Origin of the sequence: Enterobacter cloacae complex sp. 2021EL-01169, from assembly GCF_020733125.1 — a bacterium.
Classification (GTDB): Bacteria; Pseudomonadota; Gammaproteobacteria; order Enterobacterales; family Enterobacteriaceae; genus Enterobacter; species Enterobacter roggenkampii.
Window position 1 is genome coordinate 1 of record NZ_JAJFTC010000008.1, and the last position, 13,205, is coordinate 13,205.

Below are 13,205 nucleotides of genomic sequence, written 5' to 3' on the forward strand. Positions count from 1 at the left end.
GCAAGCTACTTTCCGCTGCCGCTCGACTTGCATGTGTTAGGCCTGCCGCCAGCGTTCAATCTGAGCCATGATCAAACTCTTCAATTTAAGTTTGATGCTCGTGAATTAAACTTCGTAATGAATTACGCATGTTCACTCAGAGACTTGGTATTCATTTTTCGTCCGAGGACGTTAAGAATCCATGTCACTTTGAGTGCCCACACAGATTGTCTGATAAATTGTTAAAGAGCAGTGCAACGCGGCTTTCGCTCACCGTTGCGAGGTGGCGTATATTACGCTTTCCTCTTTCAGAGTCAACCCGTTATTTCAGGATTTTTTCTCTTCAACCGACCGCGTTGTCTGTGAAGTGATTCACATCCGCCGTGTCGATGGAGGCGCATTATAGGGAGCCGCCGAGGAATGACAAGCGGAAAAATGCATTTTTATTTCAACCGCTCACCTTTTCACCAAAAAGGCTATTTTTGGTGCTTTTTAATCTCTTTTGGCAGATCGGCCAGACTATTAATCACCCAATCCGCCGCATTCTCAGCTTCTGGCGTCACTGGCTTGCCGGTACGCACTAATATTTTAGTCCCTACACCCGCGGCTGCGGCTGCCTGCATATCTTCCAGTTTATCGCCCACCATATAAGAAGCCGCCATATCAATGTGCAGGAACTCCTGCGCAGAGATAAACATCCCCGGATGCGGCTTACGGCAATCACAGGTCTGACGATATGCTTCTACGGTGCCCTGCGGATGATGCGGACAATAGTAGATGCCATCGAGATCCACACCGCGGTCGGCAAGTGACCAGTCCATCCATTCGGTCAGCGTCTCGAACTGCGCTTCGGTGAATTTACCGCGTGCAATACCAGACTGGTTCGTCACCACCACCAGCGCATAGCCCATCTCTTTCAGCTGGCGCATGGCATCTATTACGCCCTCGATAAACTCGAACTCATCAATCTCATGGACATAACCGTGATCCACATTAATAGTGCCGTCACGATCGAGAAAAATTGCGGGTACTGATTTTGCCACCGGTTTGCTCCTGAAAAAGGCATGTTCAGCTAGTATCTCATGAATCGCAGCGCAATAAAGTGCTCATCGTACAGAGTTGGATTGATTTAGACGTCTGGATGCCTTAACATCCGTTTTGTTTACGGTCATCACCCGTATCTGGCAGAAGAAAATGCCACGGCTAACTTACATACGATAAAAATAATCTAATGATTAAACTTTCCAATATCACCAAAGTGTTCCAGCAGGGGAACCGAACCATTCAGGCGCTGAACAACGTCAGCCTGCATGTTCCTGCTGGTCAAATTTATGGCGTCATTGGCGCATCGGGTGCAGGTAAAAGTACGCTGATCCGTTGTGTTAACCTGCTTGAGCGCCCAACCCAGGGCAGCGTAGAAGTTGGCGGCCAGGAACTTACCGCCCTTTCAGAGAAAGAACTCACCAAAGCGCGCCGTCAGATTGGCATGATCTTCCAGCACTTCAACCTGCTGGCCTCCCGCACCGTGTTCGGCAACGTTGCCTTACCGCTGGAGCTGGATAACACGCCGAAAGAAGAAGTGAAGCGTCGTGTCACCGAGCTGCTCGACCTCGTGGGTCTGGGCGACAAACAGGATAGCTACCCGGCAAATCTGTCCGGTGGGCAAAAACAGCGTGTGGCCATTGCCCGCGCGCTGGCCAGCAATCCTAAGGTACTGCTGTGTGATGAAGCCACCAGCGCACTGGATCCGGCAACCACGCGTTCTATTCTGGAACTGCTGAAAGACATTAACCGTCGTCTGGGCCTGACGATCCTCCTTATTACGCACGAGATGGATGTGGTGAAACGCATCTGCGACTGCGTGGCGGTCATCAGTAACGGTGAACTGATCGAGCAGGACACGGTAAGCGAAGTGTTCTCGCATCCGAAAACCCCGCTGGCGCAGCAGTTCATCCAGTCCACGCTGCATCTGGATATTCCGGAAGACTATCTGGAACGTCTGAAAACAGAATCCACAGCTGACAGCGTCCCGATGCTGCGCATGGAGTTCACCGGCCAGTCCGTTGATGCTCCCCTGCTTTCCGAAACCGCACGCCGCTTTAACGTGAATAACAACATCATCAGCGCGCAGATGGATTACGCCGGTGGCGTGAAGTTCGGCATCATGCTGACAGAAATGCACGGCACACAAGAAGAAACCCAGGCAGCCATTGCCTGGCTGCAAGAACATCACGTAAAAGTAGAGGTACTGGGTTATGTCTGAGCCGATGATGTGGCTGCTGGTTCGCGGCGTTTGGGAAACGCTGGCAATGACCTTTGTCTCTGGCTTCTTTGGTTTTGTGATTGGCCTGCCGGTCGGCGTGTTGCTGTACGTGACGCGTCCGGGTCAAATCATTGAGAACGCGAAGCTGTACCGTACGCTCTCTGCGCTGGTGAACATCTTCCGTTCTATCCCGTTCATTATTCTGCTGGTGTGGATGATTCCATTTACCCGCGTGATCGTCGGAACGTCTATCGGTCTGCAGGCGGCGATCGTTCCGCTGACCGTTGGCGCTGCGCCGTTTATCGCCCGCATGGTGGAAAACGCCCTGCTAGAGATCCCTACCGGTTTGATCGAAGCGTCCCGCGCGATGGGCGCCACGCCGATGCAGATCGTCCGCAAGGTTCTGCTGCCTGAGGCACTGCCAGGGCTGGTGAATGCGGCAACCATTACGCTTATCACCCTGGTCGGTTATTCCGCGATGGGCGGTGCCGTAGGCGCGGGCGGTTTAGGTCAGATTGGTTACCAGTACGGCTATATTGGATATAACGCGACCGTGATGAATACCGTTCTGGTATTGCTGGTTGTTCTGGTTTACTTAATCCAGTTCTCTGGCGATCGCATCGTCCGGGCTGTTACGCACAAATAACGTTACACACAACATAAACTCTACGAGTTAAGGATAAAACATGGCGTTTAAATTAAAGACCTTCGCAGCAGTAGGCGCGCTGATCGGCTCTCTGGCACTGGTGGGTTGCGGTCAGGATGAAAAAGATCCGAACCACATTAAAGTGGGCGTTATCGTAGGTGCAGAACAGCAGGTTGCAGAAGTTGCTCAGAAAGTGGCGAAAGAGAAATATGGCCTGGACGTGGAGCTGGTGACCTTCAACGATTACGTTCTGCCGAACGAAGCGCTGAGCAAAGGTGATATCGACGCGAACGCCTTCCAGCATAAACCATACCTGGACCAACAGATCAAAGATCGCGGCTATAAACTGGTGGGCGTGGGTAACACCTTCGTTTATCCAATTGCCGGTTACTCTAAGAAAATTAAATCCCTGGACGAGCTGCAGCCGGGCTCTCAGGTTGCCGTCCCTAACGACCCAACTAACCTTGGTCGTTCCCTGCTGCTGCTGCAGAAAGTGGGCCTGATCAAACTGAAAGACGGTGTTGGCCTGCTGCCAACCGTTCTGGATGTCACCGAGAACCCGAAAAATCTGAAAATTGTTGAGCTGGAAGCACCGCAGCTGCCACGTTCTCTGGACGATGCGCAGATTGCCCTGGCCGTTATCAACACCACGTACGCCAGCCAGATTGGCCTGACGCCAGCTAAAGACGGTATCTTCGTTGAAGATAAAGACTCTCCATACGTAAACCTGATCGTGACTCGCGAAGACAACAAAGACGCGGAAAACGTGAAGAAATTCGTACAGGCCTATCAGTCTGACGAAGTTTACCAGGAAGCCAACAAAGTGTTTAACGGCGGCGCTGTTAAGGGCTGGTAATCTCACCTCAGTGTAATATCATCAGGACGGGCTTATGCCCGTCTTGTCATTTGTGCAGTCAACTGATTCAATATCTGACGTTTTGATTATCCATTGAGGAAATATTATGCGTGCTTTACCGATCTGTCTTTTAGCACTCATGCTGAGCGGCTGTTCTATGCTAAGCAGATCTCCCGTTGAACCTGTTCAAAGCACGGCAACCCCGCCAAAGACCGAGCCTGCGAAACCGAAAGTGGTTCGCCCTGCGCCGGTTCGCATTATCACGAAAGCGGATGAACTCGTCGGTAAACCGTTCCGTGAACTGGGCGAAGTGAGCGGCGAATCCTGTCAGGCGGCCAATCAGGACTCACCACCGAATATCCCGACAGCGCGTAAACGCATGCAGATTAATGCCGCAAAAATGAAAGCCAACGCGGTCCTGCTGCACAGCTGTGAAGTCACCAGCGGCACGCCGGGCTGCTACCGTCAGGCGGTGTGCATCGGTTCTGCGCTGAACATCACGGCGAAATGAGTGCATTTCAGTTCGAGCAGATAGGCGTTATCCACTCTCCTTACAAAGAGAAGTTCGCCGTCCCCCGCCAGCCCGGTCTTGTCACCAGCGGACGCGGTGAGCTTCACCTGATTGCGCCTTACAATCAGGCCGATGCGGTACGCGGGCTTGAGGCATTCAGCCACCTGTGGGTGGTGTTCGTGTTTCACCAGACGATGGAAGGCGGCTGGCGTCCTACCGTGCGTCCTCCTCGTCTTGGCGGCAATGCGAGAATGGGGGTGTTTGCGACGCGCTCGACCTTCCGTCCAAACCCGGTTGGCATGTCACTGGTTGAACTGAAAGGCATACGCTGCCAGAAAGATCGGGTGATACTGGAGTTAGGTAGCCTGGACCTTGTCGACGGCACGCCGGTGATCGACATCAAACCCTATTTGCCCTTCGCCGAAGCCCTTCCGGACGCGCGTGCAAGTTATGCTCAGGACGCCCCACAGGCGGACATGCCTGTATATTTTACGCCTGAGATAACCGCTCAGTTCGGCCAACTGGAGAAACGCTATCCTCGCTTACGGGATTTCATCACCGAAGTTCTGGCACAGGACCCGCGTCCGGCCTACCGTAAAGAAGAGGAAGCAGGTAAAACGTACGCCGTCTGGCTGCTGGATTTTAACGTTCGCTGGCGCGTCACCGAGGCAGGTTTTGAAGTGTTTGCCCTTGAACCCAGGTAATTTTGTTCTCCTCTCTTTTGGCATCTTTGCCACACTGGTAAACTAAACCACTTTTTTTGTGTCAGGCTGGTGTTTCAGCCTGTTCCAATCGTCGAAATGGAACCGTAACAACATGCGTACTAGCCAATATCTGCTCTCCACTCTGAAGGAGACGCCTGCCGACGCCGAAGTGATCAGCCATCAGCTGATGCTGCGCGCCGGGATGATCCGCAAGCTGGCCTCCGGGTTATACACCTGGCTGCCGACCGGCGTGCGCGTCCTGAAAAAAGTCGAAAACATCGTGCGTGAAGAGATGAACAACGCCGGTGCTATCGAGGTGTCCATGCCCGTGGTTCAGCCCGCTGACCTGTGGCAGGAGAGCGGTCGTTGGGAACAGTATGGTCCTGAACTGTTGCGCTTCGTCGATCGTGGCGAGCGTCCGTTCGTTCTCGGCCCAACGCATGAAGAAGTCATCACCGACCTGATTCGTAATGAGCTGAGCTCTTACAAACAGCTGCCGCTGAACTTCTTCCAGATCCAGACCAAGTTCCGTGACGAAGTTCGCCCGCGTTTCGGCGTCATGCGCTCTCGCGAATTCCTGATGAAAGACGCTTACTCTTTCCATACCTCTCAGGAATCCCTGCAAGAGACCTACGACGCAATGTACGCGGCGTACAGCAAAATCTTCTCCCGCATGGGTCTGGATTTCCGTGCTGTGCAGGCTGATACCGGCTCCATCGGCGGTAGCGCATCTCATGAATTCCAGGTACTGGCGCAGAGCGGTGAAGACGATGTGATCTTCTCTGACTCTTCAGATTACGCGGCGAACATCGAATTCGCAGAAGCGCTGGCACCAAAAGAACCGCGTGCTGCCGCAACGCAAGAGATGACGCTGGTTGATACGCCAAACGCGAAAACCATTGCCGAGCTGGTTGAGCAGTTCAACCTGCCGATCGAAAAAACCGTTAAGACGCTGCTGGTGAAAGCCACCGAAGGGAGCGCTTACCCGCTGGTTGCCCTGCTGGTGCGTGGCGATCACGAGCTGAACGAAGTGAAAGCTGAGAAGCTGCCGCAGGTCGCCAGCCCGCTGACGTTCGCGACGGAAGCGGAAATCCGCGCCGTGGTCAATGCTGGCCCAGGTTCTCTTGGTCCGGTGAATATGCCGGTTCCTGTTGTTATTGACCGCACGGTAGCCGCGATGAGCGACTTCTCCGCCGGTGCGAATGTCGACGGTAAACACTACTTCGGCATCAACTGGGATCGCGACGTGGCGACGCCGGAAGTAGCAGACATCCGTAACGTGGTCGCAGGCGATCCAAGCCCGGACGGTCAGGGTACCCTGATGATCAAGCGTGGCATTGAAGTCGGTCACATCTTCCAGCTGGGCGATAAATACTCGCGCGCGCTGAACGCCGCTGTTCAGGGTGAAGATGGCCGTAACCAGATCCTGACCATGGGTTGCTACGGTATCGGGGTGACGCGCGTGGTAGCTGCCGCCATTGAGCAGAACTATGACGAGCGCGGCATCGTCTGGCCAGACAACATCGCACCGTTCCAGGTTGCTATTCTGCCAATGAACATGCACAAGTCTTACCGCGTGCAGGAACTGGCCGAGAAGCTGTATGCCGAGCTGCGTGCGCAGGGTATCGAAGTGCTGATGGATGACCGTAAAGAGCGTCCGGGCGTGATGTTTGCCGATATGGAACTGATCGGTATCCCACACACCGTCGTGATCGGCGACCGTAACCTCGACAGCGACGAGGTTGAATACAAATACCGTCGCAGCGGCGAAAAACAGATGATCAAGACAGGCGAGATTCTTGATTACCTGGTGAAAGCCATCAAAGGCTAAACAAAAAACCCCGCTCAGGCGGGGTTTTTTAATGGCTCAGCGTCAGCTTATTTACTGTTACAGTCTTTACCCGCAACAAACTTCGCGTCTTTATCTGCCACCAGCGTTTTCACCATCTCTCCACTATCCGGGTTTGGCTCCAGCGTAAAGTGACCGTCCACCGTCAGCAATACCGGTTTGCTGTCATTGCCGCGCGCCACCGCGTAATCACGTTCAAGCTGCGCATTGTTTGCCACGCTGACCTTCTTACCGGTTGCGCAGTCGGTAAAGATCGCCGCATCCGCCATATAGAAGTACATCCCCCGCATCGCCATCGGCGTCGCGGGCAGAGCCGCTTTTACCGGTGCCAGCGTGTAGTTGAACTGGGATTCAATTGGATTGCCTTCACGATCCAGCATCTCCATCCCCTCGCCTTTGGCGCGGAAATAAGTTTTCTCGCCAGCGGTATCCGTCAGAACCAGCTTCTCCGCCGTTCGCGCCCATGTTCCATAAGTTGCAAAAGAAGAAGGCTCTTTTGCGCCCTGATAGCGCTGGTTCATCACCCAGGTGCCGTCTTTTTGCAGGAACAGGGACGTTTCAATGCCTTCACAGTCCGCGCAAGGCAATACGCCGCGCCAGCTCTGCTGCATCGGTTTTAATTCTTCCGTCTGCGTGGGTTGTAAAACCTGCGTTTCGGAGCGGTTGTTACACCCGAAAAGCGCAAACAGCGTACTCACTGCCAGCGCTGACCATAATGCTTTTTTCACAATGAATTCCTTATGAAAAGTGTGTTCCCTTTCGTCACTCTGTGGGGCGACGAACTTTACCGCGTAGTGCTTTCACTGTGGATTTTTGGGCCTTCGAGGCCAGCCGACGCTCTTTCGATGCGCGGGTTGGCCGCGTTGCCCGGCGGCTTTTTTGTACTGCCGTTAATTCTTTGATGACCGCCACCAGCCTGGCGATGGCCGCTTCCCGGTTGAGCTCCTGACTGCGGTATTCCTGGGCTTTGATCACCATCACGCCATCGCTGGTGATCAGGTGATGGCTGGCAGCAAGCAGACTTTCTTTATAATACTCTGGCAGGCTTGAGGCCCGAATGTCAAAACGCAAATGGATTGCCGTTGAGGCCTTGTTGACGTGCTGCCCACCTGCCCCCTGAGCACGGATGGCGGTGATCTCCAGCTCGTTGTCCGGAATGCTGACGTTTCGGGACAGGACGATCATGAGGCCGGTTGCCACGCCGTCAAATGAATTTCCAGATTATTCTGAGAATCAGAGAGCCAGATGGCACCGTCCTGAATCGTCGCCTGCAACACCATGGTCCGGCTGGCAAAGTCGCTCAGTTGAGCCAGCTGCTCATCATCCAGATACCAGACCGTGAGATTTTTAAACTGTCCGCACTTGCTCTTGTTTTGCTGCCACCAAATCTCCGCAGCGCGCTGATTATACGCGAATAAGGCCACTTCAGCGGACTGAGTGCAGGCCTTCTTAATTCTGCGCTCGTCCGGCAGTCCAAGTTCGATCCACAAATCGATACCCAGATGATCGTTGCGCAGCCAGGCTTCTGGCTCGTCTTCTGCGCTTAACCCACGGGTAAACTGCAGACGCTCGTCAGCGTACTTAATCCACGCCAGCAGGCGCAGCATCATGCGCTCCTGGGTTTCGGAGGGGTGGCGAGCCAGCGTCAGCGAGGCGTCCAGGAACTGGTTGCGATCAAGATCGGCCACATTGACCACTGCTTTATAAATTGTCGCTTTCAGCGCCATGAGAGAACTCCATTCGAATCAGGCGCTCATTGTAGCGAAAACCGCGGCAAAAGGCTGTTGTAGGGTGATAAATACACCGCTATCAAGGCGCTGATATTGCTTAAATGAGTATGGTATAGTCACCTTGCTAAACCGAGTTTATCTTCGTAGGCTTAATGATATCTCACAGTAAGTCAGTGCGCTGGCGGGAGGGGATGTGAATAATTATTGTGAGTTAATTCGCAAACGGTATGCGGAAATCGCCAGCGGAGATCTGGGGTATGTCCCGGACGCGTTGGGCTGTGTATTGAAAGTGCTTAATGAAGTGGCCTCTGATGAGAGCCTTTCAGAATCGGTCAGGGAAAAAGCAGCGTATGCTGCGGCGAATTTACTGGTGAGCGATTATGTCGATGAATGATACTTATCAACCCATCAATTGTGATGACTATGACAACCTCGAACTCGCCTGCCAGCATCATTTATTACTGACGCTGGAGCTAAAAGATGGCGAAGTGTTGAAGGCGAAGGCCAGCGATCTGGTTTCACGTAAGAATGTGGAATACCTGATAGTGGAAGATGCCGGTGCGACGCGTGAGCTGCGCCTGGATAAAATAGCCAGCTTCAGCCACCCGCAAATCGGCACCGTCGTGGTGAGCGAATCCTGATGACATTAACGGGCAGCCTGGCTGCCCGTTACGCTGTCCACTCCAGACTCACACCCGTTTCTGCCCACCCCTCTTCTGTAATGAACACCCCTGCAGCCGCAATCAGGGTTTCACCGTAGAAAAGTAATGGGGTGGTATCTCGTAACCAGGGCGGCACATTGCACTCCTGCCAGATTTTTTTCAGCTTTCTTCCCCCATTGCGCCCAACAATATGCAGCATACCGCTGGCCTTAAAGCGCACGGTGACCGGCTCATCGGCTTTCGGTAAACGTACATGGCCGGGCGTCACCAGAGACAGGCTTCCGATATCACAGGGCAACACCAGCGGCTCATCATGCGACGGCCAGTCGAGCACCACGTCCGTAAGCGAGGGGTTCGATTTAACCCACCAGAGCTCTCCTTTAAAGCGCCTGACGTCAAAACCGTTCAGGTGCACACACGGCGTCGCATCCTCCCGCGCCAGGGCGACTTCGTCCCAGATACGTCCCAGCATGGCACGCGATGGCATTGTTGCATGGTGAGAGGCCAGCCAACGGCGCAGCAGTGCGGCCCGACGAACCGGACTCATCGCTTTCAGCGGTGCAATCGCCAGCGCTCCGTCTTCAGAAATCAGTTCAGCCAGCTCGTCACTCAACAGCTCGTCCAGCAGCGATTCCTGTTCGGCGCACAGCATAGCGCTTCTTGCCGTCGCGTCGGCGAAATGCGGCCAGCGCTCGCTCAATAGCGGGAGGACGCGCAGACGCAGAAAGTTACGGTCATAGCCGTCATCCTGGTTGCTCTCATCTTCAATCCAGCTGAGCTGATGTTCTCGCGCCCAGGCCTCAAGCGAGGCGCGCGTCTCGCCAAGCAGCGGACGCAGTAACGTTGTACCGCCAAACTCAGAACGCTCAGGCATGGCTGAAAGCCCTGCCGGTCCGCTGCCCCGCTTAAGCGCCAGCAGAAAGGTTTCACACTGATCGTCCAGGTGCTGGGCTGTGACCAGTGCTTCTCCTGTACGCAATGCCCCGGCAAAGGCGGCATAGCGGGCTTTACGCGCCTGCGCCTCAATGCCCAGCCCTTCCTCCGCAAGCGTGACGCGCTCGACGAGAAGCGGGATCGCCCACGCCGCACACAAGGCTTCGCAGTGCGCCACCCACTCCTCTGCGTGAGGACTTAATCCGTGATGAATATGTATCGCCCGCAGCTGGACGTCAGGCTCCTGGTCGCGCCAGCGTTTAAGACGATGGAGCAGAACGGTGGAATCCAGGCCACCGCTAAACCCCACCAGCAGCTGGCGGTACGGTGAAACGGCGTGTGCGATAGCGGGTAAGGTCATAGGGAATTACACATAAAAAATGCCCGAACTGAGCGGGCATTATCACACAGGACGAAGATTACTGCTGATAAAGCTCCAGCGGCAGGCCGTCCGGGTCGTTGAAAAAGGTAAAGCGCTTGTCGGTAAACGGATCGACGCGGATTGCTTCACACGTCACGCCGTGCGCTTCCAGATGTTTTACTGCGCTATCCAGGTCATCGACGCTGAAGGCAAGATGGCGCAGGCCACAGGCTTCCGGACGGGACGGACGCGCAGGCGGAAAAGGAAAAGAGAACAGTTCAATCACATACTGCCCGTTTAACGCCAGGTCGCCCTTCCAGGAGTCGCGCTCCTCACGGTAGGCCTCGCTCAACAGCGTAAAGCCGAGAATGTCGCAGTAGAAGGCCTTACTCTTTGCGTAATCAGTCGCAATGATCGCAATATGATGAACAGCTTTTAAACCCAGCATAGCTTCTCCTTTTTATGATGCCTGAACGTTACAACCGAAAACCCGCACCTGGCAAGCGGTCACCCTTATTTTAGGACTCGCACCCAGTACACGCCGTTTTCGTCGCGCTTCGCACCGTGGATATCCGTCTCAAAACCGGGATAGTGACGCCCTACCGAACAGAGCATCAGCAGGAAATCGAGCACGGCCCGACTCTCTTCGGTAATCATCTCTCCCGGCATCAGGAGCGGTACGCCCGGCGGATACGGCAGGATCATGTTGGCCGATACGCGCCCAACCAGATTTTCCAGTTCGACGGTTTCGACCTCCCCCCTCACCTGGCGCTGCCATGCCTTGTGCGGGGTAAACTTCATCTCCGGCAACACATCGAACGCCTGTAGCATCAGACGCGGCAGATCGTGCTGACGGATCAGCCTGTGGATCCCCTGGGCCAGATCCTGAATACGCATATTGCGGTAGAAGTCAGGATCTTCCGCGTAGAGATCCGGCAGCATGTTCTTCACCCGCAGGTTGAGATCGTAGGCGCGCTTAAATTCCATCAGACCGCGGAGCAGCCCCATCGCCCGGGTTTTATCGATCCCGATACTGAACAGGAACAGCAAATTATAGGGGCCTGTTTTCTCCACCACCACGCCGCGTTCATCAAGGAATTTCGCCACCAGCGCAGCCGGGATCCCTTCCTCGCTCATCTTGCCCTGCTCATCCATACCCGGCGTCAGGATCGTCACCTTAACCGGATCGAGGAACATATGGTCACTATCGGCATCCCGGAAGCCATGCCAGTCTTCGCCGGGCGAAACCGGCCAGCATTCTGCTTCATCAATCTCTTCCGGCTGCCAGATATCAAAAAACCAGCCGTCGGCTTCCTCTTTCAGCCGCTGAACCTCTTTACGGAAATGCAGCGCGCGCTCCACCGAACGGTTGATGAGGCGTTTACCCGGGTTGCCGCGCAGCATCGCCGCGGCCGTTTCAATGGAGGCCACCAGCGGATAGCTCGGTGAGGTAGTGGTATGCATCATAAAGGCTTCGTTAAAGGTCTCTTCGTCGTACTCGCCTTTGATGTGAATCAGCGAAGCCTGGGAAAACGCGGCCAGCATTTTGTGCGTCGACTGCGTTTCGAAGAACACTTTACCCGGCACGCGTTCACCGCTCATGCCGCTTTTACCCTCGTAAATCGGGTGGAAGTTGGTGTACGGCACCCACGCGGAATCAAAGTGGATCGACGGCACATCCAGCGTTTCTTTAATCCAGTTAGTGTTGTACAGCAAACCGTCATAGGTTGAGTTGGTGATCACCGCATGGACAGGCCAGCCTGCACCGGGCACTGCCGCGACCTTGCTTTCAATGGCTTGATGCGTGAACTCCCGCCGCGGAATACCGCCCAGAATGCCGAGCGCGTTACGTGTGGGCGACAGCCAGAGCGGTACAACGTCGCTCATCATCAGCAAGTGCGCCAGCGATTTATGGCAGTTACGGTCAATCAGCAGGGTACTGCCGGCAGGTGCAGCATACATCCCGACGATTTTGTTTGAGGTCGAGGTGCCGTTGGTCACCATATAGCTCTGCTCGGCCCCAAAGGTGCGGGCGATATACTCTTCGGCTTCCAGATGCGGCCCGGTATGATCCAGCAGAGAGCCTAATTCGGTGACTGAAATGGACACGTCCGCTTTCAGCGTGTTGCCACCAAAGAAATCATAGAACAGGCAGCCCACCGGGCTTTTTTGGTAGGCCGTTCCCGCCATATGCCCAGGCGTACAGAAGGTATATTTCCCCTCTTTCACGTAGGTGAAGAGCGCCCGGGTAAAGGGCGGCGTAATGTTATCGAGATATTCATTCGTGTATTGCTGAATTCGGGTCGCAATGTCTTCCGCCACGCCGAGGGAATATTCAAAGAACCACAGCGCCATACGCATGTCATTGGCGCTGACGTCCATGGTTGAGTGGGTATTAATAAACGCGTACAGCGGGAGATATTCGTTCAGCTTGTTGATATCGCTGCACAGTTCGAGGTCATATTCATCCCAGTCGAAGATCACGCCGCAGATACGCGGATTATGCTCAATGAACTTCAGCAGGTCGGCGCTGTTGTGCGGCCAGATCAGCTGATACCCGCGCGACTGCAGGGCGTGCTCAAGCTCCTTAATTGGCTCATCTTTATAAAAGACGCCGTGCGGCCCCATAATGGCAATGATATTCATGGGCTTCCTCCTTAAAAACTTTAGCTAAGCATAGTCCGGCTAAACCGCAGGTATAAAAAAAGCCG

15 protein-coding genes and 1 rRNA gene are annotated in these 13,205 nt (G+C 54.5%); 8 read left to right on the top strand and 8 right to left on the bottom strand.

The window, feature by feature from the left end; translation table 11 throughout:
* Together LLF79_RS18045 and gmhB are read right to left on the bottom strand one after the other, a co-directional pair.
* Positions 1-87: ribosomal RNA gene (locus LLF79_RS18045) — 16S ribosomal RNA — on the bottom strand; the annotation flags it as partial.
* 368 nt (positions 88-455) lie between these two features.
* Positions 456-1,022 (bottom strand): D-glycero-beta-D-manno-heptose 1,7-bisphosphate 7-phosphatase, encoded by a 567-nt coding sequence (gene gmhB, locus LLF79_RS18050; protein WP_008501879.1) that lies wholly within the window; start codon positions 1,020-1,022, stop codon positions 456-458.
* Positions 1,023-1,210: 188 nt separating this feature from the next.
* Here gmhB and metN point away from each other — a divergent pair, with 188 nt between their 5' ends.
* The 6 genes from metN to proS all read left to right on the top strand — a co-directional run bounded on the left by metN (position 1,211) and on the right by proS (position 6,790).
* On the top strand, positions 1,211-2,242 hold the full coding sequence (gene metN / locus LLF79_RS18055) for a methionine ABC transporter ATP-binding protein MetN (protein ID WP_023293225.1): 1,032 nt from the start codon (positions 1,211-1,213) through the stop codon (positions 2,240-2,242).
* The gene (locus tag LLF79_RS18060) at positions 2,235-2,888 is read left to right on the top strand and encodes a methionine ABC transporter permease MetI (RefSeq protein ID WP_003856130.1); all 654 of its coding nucleotides are present in this window, start codon (positions 2,235-2,237) and stop codon (positions 2,886-2,888) included. The genes metN and LLF79_RS18060 overlap by 8 nt, the downstream gene beginning before the upstream one ends.
* A 40-nt stretch (positions 2,889-2,928) precedes the next feature.
* On the top strand, positions 2,929-3,744 hold the full coding sequence (gene metQ / locus LLF79_RS18065) for a methionine ABC transporter substrate-binding lipoprotein MetQ (RefSeq protein ID WP_014168729.1): 816 nt from the start codon (positions 2,929-2,931) through the stop codon (positions 3,742-3,744).
* A 106-nt stretch (positions 3,745-3,850) separates the two neighbouring features.
* Complete coding sequence (gene rcsF / locus LLF79_RS18070) at positions 3,851-4,255, top strand: Rcs stress response system protein RcsF (protein ID WP_227880092.1); 405 nt, start codon at positions 3,851-3,853, stop codon at positions 4,253-4,255.
* On the top strand, positions 4,252-4,959 hold the full coding sequence (tsaA, locus tag LLF79_RS18075; RefSeq protein WP_023345466.1) for a tRNA (N6-threonylcarbamoyladenosine(37)-N6)-methyltransferase TrmO: 708 nt from the start codon (positions 4,252-4,254) through the stop codon (positions 4,957-4,959). Before rcsF ends, tsaA begins: the two co-directional genes overlap by 4 nt.
* Positions 4,960-5,071: 112 nt before the next feature.
* The gene (gene proS / locus LLF79_RS18080; protein WP_227880094.1) at positions 5,072-6,790 is read left to right on the top strand and encodes a proline--tRNA ligase; all 1,719 of its coding nucleotides are present in this window, start codon (positions 5,072-5,074) and stop codon (positions 6,788-6,790) included.
* 47 nt (positions 6,791-6,837) lie between these two features.
* Here the strand turns inward: proS and nlpE are convergent, their stop codons facing one another.
* The 3 genes from nlpE to LLF79_RS18095 are packed head-to-tail and all read right to left on the bottom strand — an operon-like array spanning position 6,838 to position 8,535.
* A complete protein-coding gene (nlpE, locus tag LLF79_RS18085) occupies positions 6,838-7,536 on the bottom strand; it encodes an envelope stress response activation lipoprotein NlpE (protein ID WP_021240479.1) in 699 nt (232 codons plus the stop codon).
* A gap of 34 nt (positions 7,537-7,570) precedes the next feature.
* Entirely contained in the window at positions 7,571-7,993 is a 423-nt protein-coding gene (gene arfB / locus LLF79_RS18090; RefSeq protein ID WP_008501887.1) for an alternative ribosome rescue aminoacyl-tRNA hydrolase ArfB, read from the bottom strand.
* Positions 7,990-8,535: a YaeQ family protein gene (locus LLF79_RS18095; RefSeq protein ID WP_021240481.1), complete on the bottom strand. Its 546-nt coding sequence runs from the start codon at positions 8,533-8,535 to the stop codon at positions 7,990-7,992. Before LLF79_RS18095 ends, arfB begins: the two co-directional genes overlap by 4 nt.
* Positions 8,536-8,731: 196 nt before the next feature.
* Between LLF79_RS18095 and LLF79_RS18100 the strand changes: the two genes are divergently transcribed.
* Together LLF79_RS18100 and rof are read left to right on the top strand one after the other, a co-directional pair.
* Entirely contained in the window at positions 8,732-8,932 is a 201-nt protein-coding gene (locus tag LLF79_RS18100; protein WP_008501889.1) for a YaeP family protein, read from the top strand.
* A complete protein-coding gene (rof, locus tag LLF79_RS18105; RefSeq protein WP_008501890.1) occupies positions 8,919-9,179 on the top strand; it encodes a Rho-binding antiterminator in 261 nt (86 codons plus the stop codon). Before LLF79_RS18100 ends, rof begins: the two co-directional genes overlap by 14 nt.
* Before the next feature lie 28 nt (positions 9,180-9,207).
* Here the strand turns inward: rof and tilS are convergent, their stop codons facing one another.
* The 3 genes from tilS to LLF79_RS18120 form a co-directional block, all read right to left on the bottom strand.
* Positions 9,208-10,494 (bottom strand): tRNA lysidine(34) synthetase TilS, encoded by a 1,287-nt coding sequence (gene tilS, locus LLF79_RS18110; protein ID WP_063436215.1) that lies wholly within the window; start codon positions 10,492-10,494, stop codon positions 9,208-9,210.
* Between the two features lie 58 nt (positions 10,495-10,552).
* Positions 10,553-10,942 (bottom strand): VOC family protein, encoded by a 390-nt coding sequence (locus LLF79_RS18115; RefSeq protein WP_008501893.1) that lies wholly within the window; start codon positions 10,940-10,942, stop codon positions 10,553-10,555.
* Between the two features lie 65 nt (positions 10,943-11,007).
* Positions 11,008-13,140, bottom strand: a complete 2,133-nt coding sequence (locus LLF79_RS18120; protein ID WP_227880096.1) for a lysine decarboxylase LdcC — start codon at positions 13,138-13,140, stop codon at positions 11,008-11,010.
* Positions 13,141-13,205 lie beyond the last annotated feature (65 nt).